Source organism: Hallella seregens ATCC 51272 (genome assembly GCF_000518545.1).
Lineage (GTDB): Bacteria > Bacteroidota > Bacteroidia > Bacteroidales > Bacteroidaceae > Prevotella > Prevotella seregens.
The window spans coordinates 304,197-327,691 of the sequence record NZ_JADU01000001.1 but is presented as its reverse complement, the minus strand read 5'-3'; the positions used below and the strand labels follow the sequence as shown (position 1 = coordinate 327,691).

12 protein-coding genes and 1 tRNA gene are annotated in these 23,495 nt (G+C 58.1%); 5 read left to right on the top strand and 8 right to left on the bottom strand.

The window, feature by feature from the left end; translation table 11 throughout:
* Positions 1-79: 79 nt before the first annotated feature.
* The gene (gene rpsA / locus L888_RS0101450) at positions 80-1,858 is read left to right on the top strand and encodes a 30S ribosomal protein S1 (protein ID WP_027951587.1); all 1,779 of its coding nucleotides are present in this window, start codon (positions 80-82) and stop codon (positions 1,856-1,858) included.
* A gap of 465 nt (positions 1,859-2,323) precedes the next feature.
* Positions 2,324-4,327, top strand: a complete 2,004-nt coding sequence (rho, locus tag L888_RS0101445) for a transcription termination factor Rho (protein ID WP_027951586.1) — start codon at positions 2,324-2,326, stop codon at positions 4,325-4,327.
* Positions 4,328-4,431: 104 nt separating this feature from the next.
* Here the strand turns inward: rho and L888_RS0101440 are convergent, their stop codons facing one another.
* Both L888_RS0101440 and L888_RS0101435 read right to left on the bottom strand, forming a co-directional pair.
* The gene (locus L888_RS0101440; RefSeq protein WP_027951585.1) at positions 4,432-6,639 is read right to left on the bottom strand and encodes a tetratricopeptide repeat protein; all 2,208 of its coding nucleotides are present in this window, start codon (positions 6,637-6,639) and stop codon (positions 4,432-4,434) included.
* A gap of 25 nt (positions 6,640-6,664) precedes the next feature.
* Positions 6,665-7,591: an ABC transporter substrate-binding protein gene (locus tag L888_RS0101435; RefSeq protein ID WP_027951584.1), complete on the bottom strand. Its 927-nt coding sequence runs from the start codon at positions 7,589-7,591 to the stop codon at positions 6,665-6,667.
* Between the two features lie 107 nt (positions 7,592-7,698).
* Here L888_RS0101435 and radA point away from each other — a divergent pair, with 107 nt between their 5' ends.
* The 3 genes from radA (at position 7,699) to L888_RS0101420 (ending at position 11,457) form a co-directional block, all read left to right on the top strand.
* Positions 7,699-9,108: a DNA repair protein RadA gene (gene radA / locus L888_RS0101430; protein ID WP_027951583.1), complete on the top strand. Its 1,410-nt coding sequence runs from the start codon at positions 7,699-7,701 to the stop codon at positions 9,106-9,108.
* Between the two features lie 47 nt (positions 9,109-9,155).
* On the top strand, positions 9,156-9,809 hold the full coding sequence (queC, locus tag L888_RS0101425) for a 7-cyano-7-deazaguanine synthase QueC (protein ID WP_027951582.1): 654 nt from the start codon (positions 9,156-9,158) through the stop codon (positions 9,807-9,809).
* 400 nt (positions 9,810-10,209) lie between these two features.
* The gene (locus tag L888_RS0101420; RefSeq protein WP_005843826.1) at positions 10,210-11,457 is read left to right on the top strand and encodes a phosphoglycerate kinase; all 1,248 of its coding nucleotides are present in this window, start codon (positions 10,210-10,212) and stop codon (positions 11,455-11,457) included.
* A gap of 68 nt (positions 11,458-11,525) precedes the next feature.
* Here L888_RS0101420 and L888_RS0101415 read toward each other — a convergent pair whose 3' ends face one another.
* The 6 genes from L888_RS0101415 to L888_RS0101390 form a co-directional block, all read right to left on the bottom strand.
* The gene (locus L888_RS0101415; protein ID WP_027951581.1) at positions 11,526-13,565 is read right to left on the bottom strand and encodes a TlpA family protein disulfide reductase; all 2,040 of its coding nucleotides are present in this window, start codon (positions 13,563-13,565) and stop codon (positions 11,526-11,528) included.
* A gap of 13 nt (positions 13,566-13,578) precedes the next feature.
* Positions 13,579-14,829 carry a TlpA disulfide reductase family protein gene (locus L888_RS0101410; RefSeq protein WP_027951580.1) on the bottom strand — a complete coding sequence of 417 codons (1,251 nt, stop codon included), beginning with the start codon at positions 14,827-14,829 and terminating at the stop codon, positions 13,579-13,581.
* 14 nt (positions 14,830-14,843) lie between these two features.
* Complete coding sequence (locus tag L888_RS0101405; RefSeq protein WP_044248383.1) at positions 14,844-15,905, bottom strand: TlpA family protein disulfide reductase; 1,062 nt, start codon at positions 15,903-15,905, stop codon at positions 14,844-14,846.
* A 68-nt stretch (positions 15,906-15,973) separates the two neighbouring features.
* Positions 15,974-16,047 (bottom strand) — tRNA-Arg (locus tag L888_RS0101400).
* Between the two features lie 285 nt (positions 16,048-16,332).
* The gene (locus L888_RS0101395) at positions 16,333-19,653 is read right to left on the bottom strand and encodes a family 78 glycoside hydrolase catalytic domain (protein ID WP_027951578.1); all 3,321 of its coding nucleotides are present in this window, start codon (positions 19,651-19,653) and stop codon (positions 16,333-16,335) included.
* 21 nt (positions 19,654-19,674) lie between these two features.
* Positions 19,675-23,346 (bottom strand): LamG-like jellyroll fold domain-containing protein, encoded by a 3,672-nt coding sequence (locus tag L888_RS0101390; RefSeq protein WP_245594795.1) that lies wholly within the window; start codon positions 23,344-23,346, stop codon positions 19,675-19,677.
* Between the last annotated feature and the right edge of the window lie 149 nt (positions 23,347-23,495).

Here is a 23,495-nt window from a genome sequence, read left to right as displayed (position 1 = left end):
TTTGCGAGGGCGTGGCCACGCCATGCCCGAATGATTCACATAAAGTCTAACTTTATTAATTACAAAACATTTAAATTTTATGTCTGATTTCAAGAACGTTCAGCCATTGGACGACTTCAACTGGGACGAGTTTGAAAATGGCGCCGGCAAAAGTGTCGGCAAGGCAGACCTCGAGAAGGCCTACGACGAAACCCTCAACAAAATTCAGGAGCACGAGGTTGTTGAAGGCACGGTAATCTCCCTCGACAAGAAAGAGGTCGTGGTCAACATCGGCTACAAGAGCGACGGCATCATCCCCGCTTCCGAGTTCCGTTACAACCCCGAGCTCAAGGTTGGCGACAAGGTTGAGGTCTATGTAGAGGACCAGGAGGACAAGAAAGGCCAGCTCATTCTCTCTCACAAAAAGGCTCGTTTAAGCAAGAGCTGGGAGCTCATCAACAAGGCTCTCGAGAACGACGAGGTTATTCAGGGCTACATCAAGTGCCGCACCAAGGGCGGCATGATCGTTGATGTGTTCGGCATCGAAGCTTTCCTCCCCGGCAGCCAGATCGACGTTCACCCCATACGCGACTACGATGTGTTCGTAGGCAAGACCATGGAGTTCAAGGTTGTGAAGATCAACCAGGAGTTCCGCAACGTTGTGGTTTCCCACAAGGCGCTCATCGAAGCCGAGCTGGAAGCCCAGAAGAAAGAAATTATCTCTCACCTGGAGAAAGGACAGGTGCTCGAGGGTACCGTCAAGAACATCACCTCCTACGGCGTATTCGTCGACCTCGGCGGTGTCGACGGACTCGTTCACATCACCGATCTGTCCTGGGGCCGCGTCAGCGATCCGCATGAGGTGGTGGCTCTCGACCAGAAGATTCAGGTCGTTATCCTCGACTTCGACGAGGAGAAGAAGCGCATCGCCCTCGGTCTGAAGCAGCTCACGCCGCATCCTTGGGATGCGCTCGACGCCAACCTGAAGGTGGGCGACCACATCAAGGGTAAGGTTGTGGTGATTGCCGACTACGGTGCTTTCGTGGAAATCCAGCCCGGTGTAGAGGGTCTCATCCACGTCAGCGAGATGTCTTGGAGCCAGCACCTGCGCTCGGCACAGGAGTTCCTCCACGTGGGCGACGAGATAGAGGCCGTTATTCTGACCCTCGACCGCCAGGAACGCAAGATGTCGCTCGGCATCAAGCAGCTCAAGGAAGACCCCTGGGAGACCATCGAGCAGAAGTATCCCGTGGGCAGCAGACACACTGCCAAGGTGCGCAACTTCACCAACTTCGGCATCTTCGTCGAGCTCGAAGAGGGCGTCGACGGCCTGATTCACATCTCAGACCTCTCTTGGACCAAGAAGGTGAAGCATCCGTCAGAGTTCACCACCGTGGGTGCAGCAATCGATGTTGTCGTTCTTGAGATCGACAAGGAGAACCGCCGCCTCAGCCTCGGCCACAAGCAGCTCGAGGACAATCCCTGGGACGTTTACGAGAGCATCTACACGCCCGGCACCGTTCACGAGGGCAAGATCACCGAGATGATGGACAAGGGTGCCGTGATTACCCTGAACGAGGGCGGCGAGGGCTTTGCCACACCGAAGCACCTCACCAAGGAAGACGGCTCGCAGGCCCAGCAGGGCGAGGAGCTCCCCTTCAAGGTCATCGAGTTCAACAAGGACAGCCGTCGCATCATCCTCTCCCACTCCCGCACGTTCGAGGAGGGCAAGGACGACATCAAGCCGCGCCGCCACTCTGCTGCAAACAGCCGCAAGCAGAACGACGCTCCCGTCATCAACAATGTTGCTGCCGGCACTTCGCTCGGCGACCTCGACGTGCTCGCCAAGCTGAAAGCCGACCTCGACAAGAACAAGTAAGCCAAGGCCACAGGCCAACGGCCAATCCTCATAGGGCCGCTTCCCGTCATCAGGGGAGCGGCCCTTGCTGTTTCCGCACGCCGCCGGGCGTTCTTTCCCGTGGAAAGCGCAAAGTCCCCGTGGTGTCCGGGGCCTTGAAAAGCACCGCAAGCTGGGCTCGCGGCCTTGCCCGTGATGCTTTCGGGAGTTCCCGAAAGGCTCCCGGCCATTTCTTGCATGGCATAGGCGTAGGGTCCGGCCTCCGAACCGTCCCCACACGGCAAAACCGCACATGCTCCTGTCCTTTGCCAAACTGCCCGCCACCCAAGGAGCCGCTCGTCTTTAATATATGTTAATCGTTATCAATTATTCCAGCGTTGTCTGCCCATTCTCATCGTTTTTCAGTACCTTTGCAACCAATTCAACACAGCGGGTGTTTCCATCCCGGAAACATTCTTCATTTCAACACCATTTTTTATACAATATATGTATAGCAAAGACGAATTATTAGCTAAAAGTATCTCCGAGCTCGAAGATATTGCGCATCAGCTTGACCTCAATCCGCAGGACCACGGCGACCAGGAACAGCTCATTTATGCTATTCTGGACAAGCAAGCCGACGAGGAAGGCAACAAAAACCCACTTGGCTCTTCCAAGCGCAAGCGCACGCGCATTGCAAGACAGGAGACCGACCGCGTCTATTCCGTGAAAGGCAAAGAGGGAGAGAACTTCGATACCAAGAAAAGCAAGGCAGCCAACGCCCCGCAGCAGCTCTTCAAAGACCTGCCCCAAGTTGCCGAAAAACCGGCCGAGCAGCCCGCCGCCGCCGAGGAGACGGACAACGACCACATCAAGGCTCTGGAGGCCGAACTGGCCGCACTGCCCAAGCACCGCGGACCCAAGACCAAGCGTGAGCGCGAACTCATTGCCGAGATTGAGGCTGCACGCGGCACCGCCTACACGGACAAGGACAACGGCGGGGAGCCTGAGGACGAAGACACCAACGACAATACAAACGGGCAGCTCGACGCCGACTTTATCCCCGAAGCCACCTTTGCCACCAGGAAGAACGAAGACAGCGAGGGCGACAGTAGCGACCTGATAGCCCAGCTGCAAGCCAAGGTCAAGATGCACAACGAGTCTAACGGCGACAATGCCGAGCCCGCACCCGACGGCATCTGGGGCGGCGATCCCGCCGACGGCACCGACTTTATCCCCGTCGTCGACCTGCCCATCGAAGATCAAGGGGCCGTACCCAACTACGACATGTTCGACAACCCCACGACTCCCTACCCGCAGCCCGCCGTTCCGGCTTATCAGCAGCCCATGGAGCTGCCCTCGGGCAATGGCGCACAGTCACCTTACGACTTCTCCGAACTGATTGCAGCCAACGGCGTGCTCGAGATTATGCCCGACGGCTACGGATTCCTGCGCTCCAGCGACTACAACTATCTCTCCTCGCCCGACGACATCTACGTGGTTGGCAACCAAATCAAGCACTACGGTCTGAAGACCGGCGACGTGGTGCAGTGCCACGTGCGGCCGCCCCGCGAAGGCGAGAAATACTTCCCGCTGACGAGCATCGACAAAATCAACGGCCGGCTGCCGTCCGAGATTCGCGACCGCATGCCTTTCGAGCACCTCACTCCTCTCTTCCCCGAAGAGAAGTTCTCGCTCTGCGGCGACCCCGCCACCACCAACCTCTCCACGCGCATCGTGGACCTGTTCTCCCCCATCGGCAAGGGGCAGCGCGCCCTCATCGTGGCCCAACCCAAGACCGGTAAGACTATCTTGATGAAGAACATTGCCAACGCCATCGCCGCCAACCACCCGGAGGCTTACCTCATGATGCTGCTCATCGACGAGCGGCCGGAGGAGGTGACCGACATGGCACGCACCGTCAATGCCGAGGTCATTGCCTCAACCTTCGACGAGCCGGCCGAACGCCACGTGAAGATTGCCGGCATCGTGCTCGAGAAAGCCAAGCGCATGGTGGAGTGCGGGCACGACGTCGTGATATTCCTCGACTCCATCACCCGTCTGGCCCGCGCCTACAACACGGTGTCGCCGGCCAGCGGCAAGGTGCTCACCGGCGGTGTGGACGCCAACGCCCTGCAGAAGCCCAAGCGGTTCTTCGGCGCTGCCCGCAACATCGAGGGCGGCGGTTCGCTCACCATCATCGCCACGGCCCTCATCGACACGGGCTCGAAGATGGACGAGGTGATCTTTGAAGAGTTCAAGGGAACCGGCAACATGGAGCTGCAACTCGACCGCTCGCTCTCGAACAAGCGCATCTTCCCGTCGGTCAACCTCGTGGCGTCGAGCACGCGGCGCGACGACCTGCTGCAGGACAAGACCACGCTCGACCGCATGTGGATTCTGCGCAAGTACATTTCCGACATGAATCCCATCGAGGCCATGAACTCCATTCACGACCGCATGCAGACCACGCACGACAATGCAGAGTTCCTCATGTCGATGAACGGATAGCCCCGCCGCTGTCCCATCCACACAGCGCAAGCCCTGCCTTTGGAACCGTCCAAGGGCAGGGCTTGCTGCTTTTTAGAAACGAAGTGAGGCGAAAGCGCAGGTATTTACTCCACCAGCCCGGCAATCAGGCGGCGGTCTACGGCCGGAATGCCGTACACGTCGAGCAGGGCGGCGTCTTTCTGAAACTGGGCGAGCACATCGGGCACAGGTTGTCCCTTGTCACGGCTCATGGCCGTCCAGCGCTTCATCAGCTCCACGGCCTCGCCGCCATGTCCCATGAACCACTGGGCGTAGCCCGCATTCAGGCAGTCGGCCGGCGTGCACTCCTTGCTCTCCACAATGTGCCGATAGTGTCGGGCGGCCTGGTCGGCATGCCCCAGCCACAGGTGGCCCCAGGCCAGTGCACGCTCCACGTTCAGGTTGTCGGGCTGCTCGTAGGCCAGGCGGAAGAGCATCTTTTGCCCCTCTTCTGCCCGTCCGTCGTTGATGAGCGCGATGGCTTGGCTGAGCGCCAGCTGGGGCTGGTCGGGATGGCGTTCGCAAAGCCATCCATAACGCTCGGCCGCCTCGTGATAGTCCTCCACCCTGAAGCTGGCGCGGGCATAGCCCCGCACGGCCTGCTCGTCGTCGGGCTGCAGCTCGCACAGACGGGCGTAGAGGGCCTGTGCCTGGAAATACTGCCCCTCGTGCATGCAGAGCAGGGCCTCCATGCGCATGTCGTCGGGGCGGTCGGTCTGCTTGTAAGCGTAGAAAAGCGCGGACAGCGCCCCGTACATCTGCTGCTTGAGCAGGAACCGCTGCACGCGCCGCGCCTCCTCGCCCATGCGGCCGAGGCACACGCCGCGCTGCATCAGCAGGAAGCGTGAGTCGGCAAAGGGGTCGGCAAAGCTCGTCCGAAAGTCCGACAGGCGGAAGAAACGATAGAGGTCTTGCAGGTACATGCGCCGCACGTAGGCCGGCGACTGCAGGTCGGTCTCGCCGTCGCCCGCAATCTCCATCGTGGCCTCGCCGCGCAGCAACATCTCGCGGATGTTGGCCGGAAGATTGGCAAACACGGTGGAAAGTCCCAAGGCAAAGCTGTATTTGTCGGAGTCGCAGAACGGGCCCGACTGGAACAGATGGGCCATGAAAGCCGAGCCCAGCAGTTCGGTGGGCAGGTGGCGCAGCTGCGGATGGTCGGGCGAGAAGGGCACAAACCAGTTGCTCAGCGTATAGAAAAAGGAGAAACGCTTCATCTGCGAGAAGCCGCCGAAGTAGATGTCGGCCCCCTGCCGGCGCATGTCCATCATCTTCCGGATGCTGCGCTCCATCTCCTCCATCTTCTTGTCGGCCGCATCTGGATGCAGGATGTCCTCGAGCGCGTCCTCGTCTTTCTCCTTGATGCCGAAGCGGGTAATCTCCAGATTCCGGTTCTTCATCAACGTGGGCATGACGTCCTGCTGCAAGCGGGCGTGGTCGCGCTCGGCATTTCGGCAGTAGACCACCTGCATCTGCAGCTCCAACAGCTCTTGGCGCACGTTCTGCGCATCGAGCAGATAGCGCACGCGGGCCGCCACCCGGGGGAACAAGGCCAGCACCTCGTCGTCCAGGGCAAAGGCCCATCCCACCAAGGCCCGCTGGCGCACGTGCTCGTCCTGGGCCATGGCGTAGACCTCGGTCAAGGCCAGCAGCCGTTCGGGGTCGCCCTGATTCATGGCCCCAAGCATGAGGGCCGTGACCAGCAGCTGGGCATCGGCCGCGTCGACCGTGGGCGAGACGAGCAGCTCGGCCATGTCGCGACCGAAATCACGGCTCCACTGATGAGAGAAGACCATGGCGTCGAACAGCCGCTGCGTATAGGCATGGTGGGCGTCGTAGACGGCGCGGAGCCGCGACTGCCGGGCCTCGTCGGGCTCCAGCGAGCTCACGGCCACGTCCGAGACAAAGGCCTCAAGCTGCCGGCGGATGGCCTCGGTCTCGAACGTCAGGCCGTCGCGGTGCTGCACATGAACGGCGAGACGGGCATCGTGGGCCGTCAGGCCGTCAAGCTCAATGTCGCGCACCAGCCGGTAAAGCCGCCGGAACAGCTGCCCGTAGAGCTCCTCGCGCTTGGCGTCGGGATAGCCCCGTAGCAGGAAGTCGCACATCAGCCGGTAGTCGGCCTCTATCTCTTCCAGGCGCGTGCGCTGCGCATCGTAATGATGGTCTTCGACAAACCGGCGGGCGGCACGCAGGGCCTCGCCCAGGGTGCCGCCGTCGGCCATGCGGCGACGCAGCTGTCGCAGCGTCTCCTGCTGGGCGTTCCAGTCGCCGTGTTGCTGATGATGTTCCATATCAATAGGTGGGTATGAGCGTTGGTCATGAGCCCGTGCCGTTGCGTCGGCGGGCCCGCTCCACGTCCCCGGGGCGCGGCGCGGCGGCATGGGCATAGTGCAACCGGGGCAGGGCGGCTATGGTCTTGCCATCCACATCCATGTACTTGCGGATGACGGCGGCGTAGCGGGCCATGCCGTTGCGGTTGATGGAGTCGCACGCTTGGTTGTACGCTTTCACGAAGAGTTGCAGCTGCCGCCGGCGCCGCTTGTCCTTGAGGGCACGCTCGCTGAAGGCGATAACACCCAGCCGAAGGCCCTTATCGCGGCTGTCCATCAGAACCGGGTTGCGGTGCAGACGGGCCACGGTGGCCTGGGGCTCGGGAAGCAGCATGGCGTCCATCTCGTTGTTGAGCAGCATGCGCAACCGCACATGCACGTCGTTCACCTGTATGCGGTACACGTCGTGCTTGGGCTTCGCGCTGTCTACGGCCATGTCGGCCAGCCAGTCGGTGGCCGAATGGCGGGTCATGGCTATCATCTTGTCGGAGAGTTGCTTCAGTTCCTGCACGCGGGCCAGGCGGTTGGCCACGAGCTGCCACTGGGCGTTGGTGGCGGCCACATAGCGCAGCGGCGTGCCCTTGCGACGCAGCCGCTCAGTGCGCACCAGGTCGGTCGCCACGCCCTCCACGTGTCCGCCGGCGATGAGGGTGTCGCCGTCCATCTGCGAACTGCGCGCACGCAGACGCACGTCCACGCCGGCAGCCCGGAACAGGCTGTCGTCCACACCGACAAACAGCGGCAGACAGTCCATCGTGGGTGTGGTGGCAATCTTCAGCGCGGCCGAGTCCTGGCGGGCCAAGGCCCGGCGTTCGGCCCGACTGAGCCGCTGCCGTTCCTGCGCCGAGGGGCCGCAGGAGCCCGCGACAGCCGCCATGACGGCGGCAACGATGAGGGAATAGAGCTTATTCATTGCGTTGCAAAGTTAAGCATTATTTTTGCAACTACAGAAAAAAATGGTACTTTTGCAGCGATTAACATCCGGCAAACGGCATCCGCCTGACGGGGTGCACATTCATGATGGCAAAGGACAAGACAATGTATGTATGCAGCCATTGCGGCTACGAGTCGGCCAAATGGCTGGGCAAATGCCCCTCGTGCGGCGAGTGGTCTACGTTTAAGGAAATCAAGGTGGCGGCTGGCAGCGGCACCCATGCGGCCCGCAACGCGGCCATGACGCTGCGCCGCGGCGACACGGCCGCCCACGCCCACGCGGGTTCTGCAAGCCGTCCCGTGCGGCTGCAGGAGATTTCATCCAGGGACGAACCCCGTATCGACACCCACGATGCAGAGCTCAACCGCGTGCTCGGCGGCGGCATCGTGCCGGGCAGCATCGTGTTGCTGGGCGGCGAACCGGGCATCGGCAAGTCCACCCTCACGCTGCAAACCATCCTCGCCATGCCCGAACGCCACATCCTCTACGTGAGCGGAGAGGAGAGCGCCCACCAAATCAAGATGCGCGCCGAACGCCTGAACCCCGCCCATCCCGACTCTATTTTCATCCTCTGCGAAACCTCGCTCGAGCACGTTTTCAGCCACGTCGAGGAGGTGAGGCCCGAGCTGGTGGTCATCGACTCCATCCAGACCATGGCTACCGAGACCGTAGACTCCTCGCCGGGCAGCGTCACGCAGGTGCGCGAGTGTGCGGCCGCCCTGCTGCGTTTTGCCAAGACCAGCGGTGTGCCCGTGGTGCTCATCGGCCACATCAACAAGGAGGGCACGCTGGCCGGGCCCAAGATACTGGAGCACATTGTGGACACAGTGGTGCAGTTTGAGGGCGACCAGCACTACATGTACCGCATTCTGCGCAGCATCAAGAACCGCTTTGGCAGCACCTCCGAGCTGGGCATCTACGAAATGCGGCAGGACGGACTGCGCCAGGTGAGCAACCCCTCGGAGCTGCTGCTCACCGAAGACCACGAGGGTCTCTCGGGCGTAGCCATCAGTTCGGCCATCGAGGGCGTGCGCCCTTTCCTGGTCGAGACCCAGGCCTTGGTGTCCTCTGCGGCCTACGGCACGCCGCAACGCTCGGCCACGGGCTTCGACCAACGGCGGCTCAACATGCTGCTGGCCGTGCTCGAAAAACGGGTGGGCTTCAAGCTCATGCAGAAAGACGTGTTCCTCAACATCGCCGGCGGGCTGCGCGTCACCGACATGGCCATGGACCTGAGCGTCATTGCCGCCGTGCTCTCGAGCAACGTAGATACCCCCATTGAGCCCGGCTGGTGCATGTGCGGAGAGGTGGGACTGAGCGGCGAGGTGCGGCCCGTGAGCCGCGTGGAGCAGCGCATCGCCGAGGCCGAGAAGCTCGGTTTCGGCCACATCATCCTGCCCGCCTACCACCTCAAGAGCCTCAACGCCCACAGATTCTCCATAGAGCTCCACCCCGTGCGCAAGGTCGAGGAGGCCCTCCGCGCCCTCTTCGGATAGCTCTGGCACGGCGGCGGGGGCCGCCCATTCCTCATATTCTCTTCCAAATGAAAGATTCCATCATCATTGTCAGCGGTGGCATGGACTCCATCACCATGCTCTACGAGTTCCGCAACCGCATTGCCCTGGGCCTATCGTTCGACTATGGCAGCAACCACAACACCCAGGAGCTGCCCTTGGCCCGGATGCACTGCCGGCGGCTCGGCATTCCCCACGTCACCATTCCCCTGGACTTCATGTCCCGCTACTTCAAGTCGAGTCTGCTTGAGGGCGCAGCCGCCATTCCCGAGGGCGACTACGACGAGCAGAACATGCTGTCCACGGTGGTGCCTTTCCGCAACGGCATCATGCTGAGTATCGCCGCGGGCATGGCCGAGAGCCGCGGGCTGAAGCGCGTCATGATGGCCAACCACACCGGCGACCACACCGTCTATCCCGACTGCCGGCCGGAGTTTGTCGAGGCCATGTCGGCCGCCACACGTGCGGGCACCTGGCCGGGCATTGAGGTGTGGGCTCCCTACACCGGTCTGACCAAGGCCGGCATAGCCCGCCGTGGCAAGGCCTTGGGCCTCGACTACGCCGAGACGTGGAGCTGCTACAAGGGCGGCGAACGGCACTGCGGCAAGTGCGGCACCTGCCGCGAACGGCGCGAGGCACTGGCCGAGGCCGGCATTGCCGACACCACGCCCTACGAAGACTGACGCGACGGCACCATGGTGGCGTCGCCGTCGCACCAAAATCGCCGTGCGAAAAACCTGCAATCTCAGCGCGAAAAACCCGCAGACGCGCGGCCAAAACGGTGGAATCGCAACGCCGTTACGGCTCAATCGCGGGGCCGCCAAACCGCCATGGCCGCGGCGCGAGGCATATGCCGCACCGCAAAACCCCGTCTGCCCCCGGGCCACAAGGCCTCGGGGGCAGAATCGTACAGGGCGGTGGCACGCCTCCGCCCGCCGCTTTTTGTCATATACAGCTGACAATCACCGCCCCCGTGACGAAAAAAAAGCAAAAAACCAAGGGCCGCAGTCCCCGTTGTCCCAGAAAAACAGTATCTTTGCAAGTGATAGTACAGACTTTCACTAACTATAAATACAAGCTAAAATGACAATCGAAGAATTTAACTTTGCCGGTAAGAAGGCAATCGTTCGCGTAGATTTCAATGTGCCATTGGACGAGAATGGCAACGTCACCGACGACACCCGCATCCGCGGCGCCCTGCCCACACTGAAGAAAGTGCTGGCCGACGGCGGTGCCGTCATCATGATGAGCCACATGGGCAAGCCCAAAGGCAAGGTGAACCCCAAGCTCAGCCTGGGCCAGATCGTGGGCAAGGTGTCCGAGTTGCTGGGCGTTGACGTGAAGTTTGCCAAGGACTGCGCCAACGCTTCCACCGAGGCCGAGGCCCTGAAGCCGGGCGAAGCCCTGCTGCTGGAGAACCTCCGCTTCTATCCCGAGGAGGAGGGCAAGCCCGTGGGCGTGGAGAAAGGCACACCCGAATACGACGAGGCCAAGAAGGCCCTCAAGGTGTCGCAGAAAGAGTTTGCCAAGAAACTCGCCTCCTATGCCGACGTTTACGTGATGGATGCCTTTGGCACCGCCCACCGCAAACACGCCTCGACGGCCGTCATCGACGAGTTCTTCGATGCCGACCACCGCATGCTGGGCTACCTCATGGAGAAAGAAGTGAAGGCCGTGGACAGCGTGCTCAACAACATCAAGCGGCCTTTCGTGGCCATCATGGGCGGTTCCAAGGTATCGTCGAAGATTGGCATCATCGAGAACCTGCTGGGCAAGGTCGACAAGCTCATCCTCTGTGGCGGCATGACCTACACCTTCTCGAAGGCTCACGGCGGCGAGATTGGCGACTCCATCGTGGAACTCGACAAGCTGGACGTAGCTCTCAGCGTGGAGCAACTGGCCAAGAAGAACGGCGTGGAACTCGTGCTCGGCACCGACTCCGTATGTGGTGACGCTTTCTCCAACGACGCCAACCGCCGGGTATATCCCTCAGACGCCATCCCCGCCGGCTGGGAAGGCATGGATGCCGGCCCCGACACGCAGAAGGCTTTCGTCGAGGCCATCAAGGGTGCCAAGACCATTTTGTGGAACGGCCCGGCCGGCGTGTTCGAGTTCGACAACTTCACCGCCGGCTCGCGCGCCATTGGCGAAGCCATTGCCGAGGCCACGGCCGAGGGTGCTTTCTCGCTCATCGGCGGCGGCGACTCCGTGGCTTGTGTCAACAAGTTCGGGCTGGCCGACAAGGTTTCGTACATCTCTACCGGCGGCGGCGCCCTGCTCGAGGCCATCGAGGGCAAGGAGCTTCCCGGCGTGGCAGCCATCAAGGCCTGATCGCCTCCCGCCTCATCAATAAGCGTCCTCCCCATCCGGGGAGGACGCTTCTGCTTGTCAGGGGTTGCCTATTCGCTCAATTGCCTCATCAGCCGCTCAAATTCCGGCAAGTTCCGTGGGTCGGCATCTGTATCCATGACGTTGCCTTGCGGGTCTATCAGCCGGTAAGTGGGATAGGAATTCAGCCGAAAATACTTCTCTATAGCCTGCTGCTGACTGCGTGGCAAGTTGTAGTGCACGCAGTTTTCCCGAGTCAGCCGGTATTCCTGAATCGTATTTTTCCAAGATTCCTCGGGGCTGTTGCTGGCCAAATACATAAATATCATATCGTAAGGGGTAAGCGTTTCATATAGGGATTCACTGTGCGACAATGCTTCCTTACAAGGGGCGCACCATGTTCCCCAGACATCTATCAGGACATAATGACCGCGATAAGGCTCCGTCATCTTGGCCAACAGTTCCTTGCCCTCCTTGATTCCGGCCAAGGGTTCGTTAGATTTCAGGCAGGTTGCGTTCTTGAAATCCTGCCGTTCCAGAGCCTGATACCTGAGATGCTCGGCCATGACACGAGCCTTTGCCGCGGGCATCCCCACATCGGCATGGAGCCTTTCGAGCAGGGACGGGGCCAAAGAATGACGATTGCGGCTGATGATCTGGCTGTAACGGCCGGCCATCAGCATGTCTTTCAGGTCCGGGCTACATCCCAGTGAGTCCACCGCACGCTTGTAATCCCTAAGCCGGGCTCCCTCCATTTCCACGGCATACTTCTGCGACAAGTTGGCATATGCGTCCCAAATCTCAAGATTGTCATTCTGGTACGCTTCATACACCTTTATTTTCTCTTCGTCGCCTTTAGCCTTTTCAATAGTCTGCCACATGTCTGCAATGAGCTCATCCCATTTTTGCGCTTGCTCTTTTTCCTCGTCTGTCAGTGTTGTATGGTACAATTCTGCGGCCTCCCGAAGCTCTTCCGAAAAACTCTTTTCCATACCATCATCAAGCAAATCGTTCATGAACCATACCAACTCACGATACAGCGTGAAAGGACACGCAGGGTTTTCTACGAAATGTTGAAGGGCGTAAGCGCGGATATGAGGCGGCAATCTGAACGACGGACTCGAATATTTAGCCTGACTGATCGTGTAGGCCTCGCCGTATTTCATCTTCGCCCGGGTGTATTCCTTGAAACGTTCCGACAGGCGGGGATGGGCAGCCAACATCTTGTTGAAAGCCGTTTCGTTCGCTTTCCGGCTGTCTGCCACCTCTTGCATAAAGTGAGGAAAGTCCTCGGATTCGTCCTTCCTCTTGAAAGAGGGGGCGAAATCGGTCATCAGAATCTCATTCTGCAAGCGTGCATGCTTTCCCATGATGAAGCGTTCGCCTGTTTCAAAATCGCACAAAAGGAAATAGGTCTCCCCGGGTTCAAACACCGACATGACGCGACAGCGTTGCCAGTCAAGGTAGACTTCGGTGGTATTGAGCAGCGGGAGCGTCAGGCAGAAGTGCCCGTCCGGGTCTGTTTTTGCGGAAAAGCTCTTTTCCTGATTGGTCATCACATCTGTAAATGTCACGTCGAAATCGCTCTTCTGCGATTTTTCCTTTGCAGACATGTGGCGCAGCCATCCCTCGATGGTCACCGAATCTTCACGAAGACAACCCGTGTCCTTGATGGGCGAAGCGTCTTTCGTCGGATAGTCGGGCAACCGATTTGTCACGATTCGCCGGCAAACGACAGGGCTGCGGTTACCTATTGTCATCTTGCACAAACCGTTTTTGCGCATGTCTGCCCGTACCGACAACTCCTCCTTGCCGTCTGTCAGCAGGAAAAGCCACCGGCTGCCCTGCCGCATCCTTTGCTTGTATTGCCAGAAACGAGCGTCGCAAACAGCCCCCTCGGCATAGAAGCTGATTTCCCAATCACCTGTCTCCGTGTTTCTCCAAGCGGATGGGGCAAGTGCATCGTCAATGATGCCATTCGTCGAACATGGGTTGCCCAACACCGCCATACTATTAAACAAGAGGATGACAAGCAGAAACCGCTTGTACATTTTCAGGATTCTGAAGATGGAAGCACCTGCCACCAGGTGTGAAATTTTAGAGGATTTCATGTGTTACGGATGTCTATAATTGTTCGTTAAGTATCTTTTCCAATTCGTCGGGCTCGGGAGATATGGCCAGAATGGTTCCTTTTTCGTCGATAAGGAAACCGCCGCCACCCGACTGGTTGAGCCCATTCTTGAGCCAGACATGATGCTGGTCGTTAAGTTCCAAAAGGTTCGGCCAAGGGTAACCGTCTTGTTTTGCAGCAGCCTCCATCCGTCCCGTTTCTTTCTCTCGGGCAATGCCAATCACCTGAAAGCCCTTGTCTTTATACTTCTCGTAAATGGGAACGACAGCCTTGGCATGCCACCTACAGGGGACACACCAGCTTGCCCATAGATCGATGAAGACGACCTTGCCCTTATACAGGGACGACAATCTTACAGTGTTGCCGTTCGGTCCCCGCACTTCATAGTCGATATACGGTTTGCCCACCTGCAATCTTGAAGCCGCCACGCCGTAGGAGGCTTTCTGATGATAGGGATGGCCCGCCATATAGTCGGCATAGTGGTTCAGATAAAGCTCTATATATTTTTCCTGAGTCCTGGAAAATTGGTTGGAAGCGACCCCCCTGCTTATCTCGGCAAGCCCATAAAAGCATCTGTGGTTTTCATACCATTTTGCCAACTCCACATGGTAATCATCCATCAATGCGCCATACTCCGCCTCTGTCTTTCTGCCCAATTCCGAAAAACCGTCTTGGGGAAAGAGCTGCAACAAACTGTCCCGCTGCGCTCCCTGGGCACATTTCAACTTCTCATAAACCTCATAAACGATTGGTTTAAAATACTGCCTTGCCTTATCCAAACTATCTCTTTGGGCTGCTTTCCTTAAAAACTTAGGCTTGTAGCTGGAGTAAATAGAATCTTTATAAGTAGAATATTTAATCTTCATCCGGTTCTCCTTTCCATCCGATTCTATCCTGAAAGCATCATCGTCTCCATCAGCTGCACGGGGAATGACGATATGAACATTTGCATTCTCCACAATGAAGTTCGCAACGCGCATGCTCCCCTGTTTAAACTCGCTTAGCAAAACGACTTCATAGCACCGGAGTATATCTGTGTTCAGGTCGTACGAAAACCTGCCGTTCTGAATGTTCACGGTGATGAAATCGTTTACTCTCGGGTCTGTTCCGAGTTCGTATAAAACGACTTGTTTTTCTTCTTTGTCTTCTACTTCGCCGGTAATATGACAAGTAACAGGCTGGGCTGAACTCATGCAAAAGGCCGGCAGCAGTAAGGCGACGGCGAGAAACAGTTGCTTCATCATGCAAATATAAAAGGTTATGGGGTGGATTCTTTCAGCCGGTTGCCGTCCAAAAGATGCTGAATGAAAGCGTAAATGTCTGAGTCGGGGGGGGTAGCATACCTCAAGATACGCCCGTCTGGCGATATGAGCACCAGTGTTGGAAAGGCGTTGACCAGATAGTCTTCCGTGACCTTGCAGTTTTTCGGAGCAAAGACGTTGTGCCAAGGCAGATGGTTTTCCTGCACCGCCTTGCGCCACCTCTCCTCATGGTCATGGCAACTGATGCCGATGACGGCCATCCGGCCCTTGTTTCTTTCGTAAAATTCTTTCAGTCCCGACAGTCCTTTCAAGCAAGGCATGCACCAACTTCCCCAAAAATCCAACAGGACGTAACTACCGCGGAAAGACGACAATTGGAGTTCCGCACCATGAATATCCATCAGCTTAAAGTCCTTGGCCGGCTGCCCCACAAGGGTCGGCTGGTTTTTGCCTCGCGATTGTTTGGTTTGAACAGCATGCAATGTCCAATCAAACAAGGGGCGCATCCGCCCATTCCGCACCTCGGGCGAGAGCAAGTCGAAGGCTTCTTGCAGCTTCCTTTCATCCATGACAAAACTTGTAACGTAGTCGGTAATCAACGTTACACATGCCTCATCGTCCCTGTTTTGCTTGACATAATCCAGAATAGCCACATATTTATCCTCGCTGTCACGATAGGCAGACGACCTGACAAAGCGGCGTGCCTGGGCATATTGCCGGAAGAAACGTGTTCCCTCCATCTCGCTGTAACTCTTGAAATGCAGAGATTCGCCGGGGAGAATGACAAAGCGTTCGGCCCAGTACTCACCCCTCCTCTCCAAAGACGCAGGAGTCGTGACGTTCATGATAGCCGGAGAGTTTAGCTTTACGTCATAGCTAAACCGGTCGTGCTTCATCAGTACGGTATCTGCCATTTCCCTCCCGGAACCGCATTCCGTGACAAATACCAACAGCGTGTCGCCCCAATTGCGGCATTCGGCCGTGACGCGGCACACGCTTTGGGCGGATACCGACTGTAGGAACAAAACCAAAAAGATGAATGCAAACAATCGTTTCATGGCGGTAATCATGAGGGTTGGTATATGGCACACAAGACGATTGGTTCTTGAGGCCGTCTTGGATGAGGTGATTTCGACGGGACTCGAACCCGTAACCTACTGCTTAGAAGGCAGTTGCTCTATCCAGTTGAGCTACGAAACCAGTATGTTTTATAATAACCCCAAGCTCCTTTTATTGTACGACAGCCGTTGGCTTGGAAAGCTGTAATCCTCATTCGACAGAGCAATTGCACCGTCCCTGAGCATTAGGACGGTGCAAAAGTACGTAATAAAATTGAGAAAGGACAAGGCACCCAACGGACGAAGACGAATATTAAGGGAAATTAACTTATCCTTTAACGTGGGCGGATTCCAGAAGCAAGTGTAAAGTTAGACGAATATCATTCGTCTTCATGCCGAGTACACAGCTGTTGTTTCCTGTGGCCTTTCATTTCCGAATGTATTTGTTGCCGTCAATAATACAGATGCCTCTCATGGTCTGCGACAAGACACGCTGACCATTCAGATTGTAAACCGCCGGAACGCCCTTGCCTGTTTCCGAATTGTGTCTGTGGATGCCCGTTATCGAGCCCTCGTCCAGCGTGAAGCTATAACTGCCCGAACCCAACACCACTTGGGTCTCCGTGTCACCGTAGGTCACGGAGAACACACCGTTCTGACCGGCCGCAATGTCCGCGCCGTTCTCCTTGAGCACCTTGCCTGAAACCGTGGGTAGGGCGACGGTGGCCGTGGTGCCGGCAGGCACAGTAAACTGAAAACGATAGCCGTCGGCGGTGCGCTGCCATGCCGAACGGATGGTGCCGTAGGCGCATTGCGTACTGACATCCATGCTGTTCAGGTCGGCCGGGATGTAGGGGCATATGTCAAAGGTGCGGAAAGCATCCCCTGTATTCTGTATGCCGCCCAGCTGCGTGTAGAACCATTCCTCGATGTGGTTCATCATGCAATGGTTCTGCGAGAAAGCCCCCACGTCCCAGTATTCGGGCGTGGTGGTGTAGCCCTGCACAACCCAATAGCCATACGACGGGCAATCGGTCTGCTTGGCCATCTGCCACACCACATGGTTGTAACCGTATTTGGCCAACGACATGAAGACGGGCTTCAGGGCTATCTCGCCCGTTTTTACCTTGTAGTTGTCGGCCTCCACCCGGGCGGCCAGCACGTCGGCCACCGCCTGCTCGTCGCCGTCGGGCACCAAGCCGTAGTAAAGCGGCATGGCCTGTTCACCCTGACGGCCGCCACCACCGCTGACGCCGGTGTACCGATGGGTCGCAGCCGTGTAGAACTTTGCATTGAAAGCCGCCTTGATGTTTGCCGCCAAGGCGTTGTAGGTGGCGGCATCGCCGGCATGTCCCAATTCGGCAGCCATCTCGGCCATCACCCTCACTAAATAATAATAGGTGGTGGTCTCCGTAAACTCGGTGGGCACCAGCGGCGACACGCCGGCCGTTTCCTGTCCCCAGTCGCTGAGAACGCTGAACGAGTTGTTGATGATGTAGTTGGTTGTGTTGGCCGTGTAGTGGTCCAACAGCGATTTCATCTGCCCGTAGTTCTGCGTCATCAAGCTCTTGTCGCCATAGTAGCGCCAGTTGCGATAGGGCACCAATATGGCCGCCCCGCCCCAGTTGGGGTCGTCGCCATAGACCTCCATATAGTAGGGAGCCACCGACGGCACGCGGCCGTCGGCACGCTGTGCGTCGAAGCAGTCCATGACCACTTTCTTGTAAAAGTTCTGCATCTGGAAGTTCATGTTCAGCGACACGTACATTTCATTGGGCACGTCGAGCCATCCCAGCTTCTCGCGATGCGGACAATCGGTGATGCTGTTGTAGAGTTGAGAGGCAATGGCATCGCGGCAGATGACGTGGATGTCGTTGACAAGCGGGTTGGAAGTCTGCACTGTGCCGTGGCATTCCATGTCGCTACGAATCCGCATGGCGGTGAAAGCCGATGCGTCGGGCTGCTCGTCGAGGCCTATGATTTGGAGATAACGGAAGCCATGGTACATGAATTCCGGCCCCCACTCTTCCTCGCCGTCGCCCTTGAAAGTGTAGGTCTCGTAGGTGTCGGCCGGCCCTGTGTAGTAGTTCTCCATGAAAACGGAGCCGTCGGCATTGAGACTCTCGCCGCAGCGCAGGGTGATGGTCTGCCCGGCACGCCCGCGCAGCCTGAACCTGTACTGCCCGGCAAAATTGCGCCCGAAGTCGACCATGCGCAGCGTGTAGCCGCCACTCTGCACGGTCTTTACGGTGGCGGCCTTCCATTGTTCCACCACCCGCAGCGGTTCGTACATACGGCTACGAAAGGTTCCGAAGCCGCTCACCTTGGAATGGGGGCTACTGAACTGCGGATTGCTGATGACGGAGGCCCGTGCCCAGCCGTCGATGACGGCCGGTGTAATGACGGTTTCCAGCTGTGCGTCGTAGTCCTCGCCTCCCCACCAATTACTGCCCAGCGTGGGCGACGGCGCCGTGCGCCAAGTGTTGTCGGTGACAATGCGCTCGCTGGTGCCGTCGGTGTACTCCACCAGCAACTCGGCTTTCAGGCCTGTCTCACCGTTATTCCTCACTTCACCTTTCGAGAAACGTCCCGGAAGATAATCGATGTCGTAGATGCCGCCCGCCACACGCGCCAGCAGTGTGTTCCCACCTTGTTGCAACAAACGGGTCACATCGTAAGTGCTGTAAAGCAACGTCTTCTCGTATTCACTCTCTCCCGGCTCCAGAACAGCGTCGGTCACGGCATGGCCATTCAGCTGCATGGTGAAGACACCCATGGCCGAAGCATAAATGCGGGCGCGCTTCACGGCTTTGTCCAGAGAAAAGTTCTTTCCATAATAAGGTACGCGCCCATCGCCCGCCTTGGCATAAGCCACCGTATAACTACGGTTGTCGGTAGCGGTCTCGACGGTGAATGCGGCAGGGAAATTGGCCGCAATGCTGTTTCCTCTGCCTACGGCATGATCGTTCTGGCGCGGATAGAGCTTGATCTTGGTGATGTTTATGACGCTGCCTAGGTCGGCCGTCAGCACGACCGGCACAGATGGATTCTGGTGTGTCGTCCAGCCAATGTGCGCACCGTTGCCCACAAGTCCGTCGTTGACGTATGCCACGTCCCAGCCATATTGGGGCAGTGACCATGAGTCGGAAGCCGTAAAGGCGGCCGATGCCGCCACATTGGTTTCGCCCTCGTAGATTTCCATCTCGTCGAGTTGCGCGAAAGAATAGTTGGCGTCTGTTGCTGCACGGAAGCCCAGTTCCGACACGTTCAGCCGCACATACCGGCAGGTGACGGGCGCATCGAACGTTATCACCATTGGGTCAAGCGTTTGGTGATGCCGGCCTATCCACTGTGCCGTCCATTCGGAGGGTTGCATGAAAGCCGTCTCAAAGGTGGAGCCGGCCGATGCCGTTTCGCCATTGTTCCCAACAACAGTGACATTCCAAGCGTAGGCCGCACAACTTTGCAGGGCCGTACCCGCATAGGCAATGCCAAACTGCCGGACAGAACGGATGGTGCCCGAAGTCCAGACGGCATTGCCCGAAGCGTCGCGCACCGTGATGGCATACGACTGCTGCACGAAGCCGCGGCCGGCATTCTCTATCTGCCAGCTAAAGGTCGGCATCGGCGTATCGATACCCAACGGCTGCTTCAAGTCGTTCACCCGCAGATGGCCGACCGTAACCGAGGCCTGGGCTGTGATGGCTACCAAGAGCAGCCATGCCATAGAAATGAGAGTCTTTTTCATCGGTGTTCTTGGTTTGGTTCCCTATTTGACAATGAATTTGCGGCCGTTGCGGATATACAGGCCCCTTTGGGGCAGACGGATCTTTCTGCCTTGCAGGTCGTAAACATATCCATTGCTCGTTTTCTCTACAATTGCACTTTCCCTAATGCCATTGACCTCCGGATGCTTGTAAGCAAGGGTGAAGTTGTCCCATACCAACCAAGTATTGCCGCTTGACGGCTCCTTGACGCCGATGGTGAGCGTACCGCCGCTGACATTGAGCGTGACTGAGAGACTGGCGTAGTCAGCATGGGCAGCCATCTTGTCGCGCTGGGTGTCGAAATCGGAGCCGGAACAGCTCTGCCTGACGACGGCCGTCTTCGTCTCGTTGCCGCAGCTGGCATAGAGGCAGCCAGTGTTGGGCCCCTCGCCATTGACAAGCTGGCAACTGACGGTGTACTCGCCATCGGGCAATCCCGCGATGGTCTGCGAGAAGTCGAAGTTGACAGAGTGCCACACCTCCACGGCACCGTTGAAGCGCTGGTTGCCCCACGTGCCGGCTATGGTCCAGCCCGTGCCGTCGACGGTAGCAAAGTCAGGGTTGACAATAAGCGAGGTGGCATCCACAGGATAGGCTCCGCCACCCATGACATGGAGCATGAAACTGTAGGCGACGCCTTGGTAAGTGGCCGTGTCCTGGGTATCCTCCATCAGACTGGGCACCACGCAGGTTGCCCCCGTCGTACCGTTATCCCACGTGATGTCGGCCGTATTGGCAAACGAAGGAACAACCAGCTTCAGCTCGGCCCGGCTGCCAGGCAGCAAGGTGGCCTCATTGGCGAGCTTGCCATTGACCGTCTGCTGGGCCGGCACAACGTTCAGCACGAAACGGCTCTCACTGACGGCTCCGCTCTGGTTGGCATACTGACAGGTATAGGTGCGGCTTTCCATTAACGCGGGAATGATGACCACACTTTCCTTGGTGCCGTTGTCCCACAGAAAGTCGTTGGTCCAACCTGTTGCAGGGCCAGCATAGAGAATGACAGGGGTACCCTCGAGCACGGTCTTTTCTGTCGTGCGCTCTATGATGCCACCAACGGTTACCTCCTCCGTCATCACGTCGGGGGCGGCATCACCGCTGACCGCAATGGCAAAGGCCTGATGGCTGACGGCCCCGTTCGCAGCAGTGTAGCTGACGCGGTAGATGTAGCTACGGTCGGCCTTCACAGTGATGTTGCGCGTGGTTTCGCCCGTGTTCCAGAGCCAGCGGCCGCTGTCCTCGGCACCGTCGGGCAGCTGCGGGACGAGCGTGACTTCGCTGCCGTCGGCGGGGATGGCCCTCGAGGGACACACCTCGTACTTGTATCCCAACCCGCCAAGGTTGGTCTGGTTGGTGTAGGTCACACCTTTATATATTATATCACCCGACAGGGGGGTGATGGCCTCTTCTGTCGTGACGGTGGGTCGCCAGCTGGTGAGGGTGGAAAAGCCGAGGGCATCGAAACCGCCCGAGTTCTGGCTGTAGTTACCCCCGCCGCCGTCGGGGCAGACCTTGGCACTGGCCTGCTCGGCATACTGCAGCTTGACGCCACGCAGCCCCTCGTAATAGCCGATGGCGCGGTCCCAATAGGGGCGGAACTCGCCCTGCCCACCAGTGTTGGGCCCTGTCTGCTGCCATCCTGCACCCATCGTGCCCCGGCAGTCGGCATAGTTGTAGTTGATCCACGGCAACGAGTTGGCGGCTACGCCACCGAAATTCATGGCAGCCACAAACTCTGTGCCGGCAGCGATACGGTCGTTCATATAGGCAAAGAGATCATCGCCCTGATTGAGTCCCACGGTACAGATGTCGAGGGCCAGACCGAGTGCCATCAAGGCATGTCCCTGGTCGCGGCCGCTCTCCTGCATCTGTCCGAGGAAACCCAAGGGGCCGCGCGTGTCGGACTGCACCACAGGCACAAGATTGCCTATGAACTCGTTGCAGCCGTCGTTCAGGATGACCGTATTCTTCGACCGATCCTTATAGTTGCCCACGTGGTCGTACTTATAGAACGAGACACCCTGGTTGTACATGTGCACGTCGTCGCACAGAATGCCAATGTTCATCACGCAGAGCGCATTGCAAAGTCCCCAGTTGCTCCAGTAGTGGCCGGGGCGCGCGCCGAGATTCGAGTAGCGGGCGTTGAGCCACGTGTCGTGACGACGACGCAGAAAGTCGATGGCGGGATTATAGAACACCCTGACTATCCACCGTTTGAACTCCTCGAAATCCTCTCTGCTCCAGCCGTCGTAGTCGCGCATCAGCTCGGCAGCGTTGGCCCACTCATGGCCATAGATGCCAGCGGCCAGAGAGACATTAGTATCGCCACCCAGCCCTTTGCACACCCTGGCCCACTGCATCATGATGCGCACGGCGGCATCGGCATTGGCTTTTGTTCCGCCAATCTTCCAGCGCAGGGCGTTCTGGTAGGCCATAGCTGCCCCACGGGCACAGTTCATGTAGTTTTGTCCACTGCGCCCGCCACGCACAACCGTCTCCGTGGGCCATGTAGCCACGTCTGCCTGCGCATATCCATTGGCACAGAGAATGTCCCATGCTTTCTTGATGCGTGTGTCGCCGTTGGCCAGTAATTGCTTGGCCCGGTCGATGTCTGTCTGCGAGACGATGCCACCGGGGTGGATGAATCCATGATTTTCTGTCCTCTCGAAGACCTGCTTGGGCGCATAGCCCTGCGTAGCCTTGGCCTTGCCGAGCGCAGACTGGAGCGAAGCCACATATTCGTCGAGTAGCGTCTGTGAGGCACGGCCCGACTGGATTTCCCTTTCGGCAATGCTGACAGCATCCTGCAATTCGGCAAGGGCATTGGGTGCATAGCCTGTGGCTGCCGATGTGAGGAAAGTCTTGCATTCCCCAACCGTCTGCCGCAGCAGGGTGAAGTCGCCCGGCATGCCGTATTTGTATTCCTCTTCCATCTCCGCAGCCACGGCGGCAAGCGCTGCCACTTGCCCGTCGCCGAGCGCGGTGTCGTAGACCCGAAAGTCGCTGACAAGCGTCTGCTTCAGGTAGCTGTCCGATGCGAACGGCGGACGGCCTATCCAGTTATAGGCCGGCACGGCGGTCAGCGCATTCTTCAGTACGGGCATGTTGGATGCCTGTCCCACGCGTTTGCCATCGACAAACAACTCGCCATGCCGGCCGCTTTGCCGGTAAAGCATGTGCATCCAACGGCCTTTGGACGACTCGCTTCCCGTCTGTATGCCGGTCTCAGCACCCCAGCCGCCTGTCGATGTGGCCATGCGCTGGGCATTCAATCGATAGGCCATATAGGGCGAGGCCGTCTGCGTGTTGGCTGCCGACTGCGAGAAACACCACAGGAAATAGCCCGCACCCGAGAGCGATGCTTTCGCATCCACACGATAATAGACCGACACGGTAAAGTCGGTAAGGTTTCTCACAACCTCACCTGCATTCTTGGTCATGTCGAGATAGCCCGTACCGCTTCCCAAGTCGAGTACGTGGCGGCGACCCATCTCCACCACTTTGGCCTCACCCATGAGCTTGGCCGTCACGCCCGACACTGGGTCGGTGACGCTCTGACCCGATACATTCTCGAAGTTGAACTGCATTCTCAGATTTTCTTCCTGTGCGTTCGCAATGCCTGTCCAAACAAGCAGCATCAGCACAATAGCCAGCATTTTTCTTCTTTTTGTCATTTTGTTTTAGGTTTCCGTTTCTGTTGCAAAAATACGCATTTCGCTTTATTTTCCTTTTTCCCCATCGTCCAAATCCGATAGGCACCTATGTTTCCCCCTCATTTTGCACGTTTATGCCCATCGTTTTGGATGCTTTTAACCATCGTTTT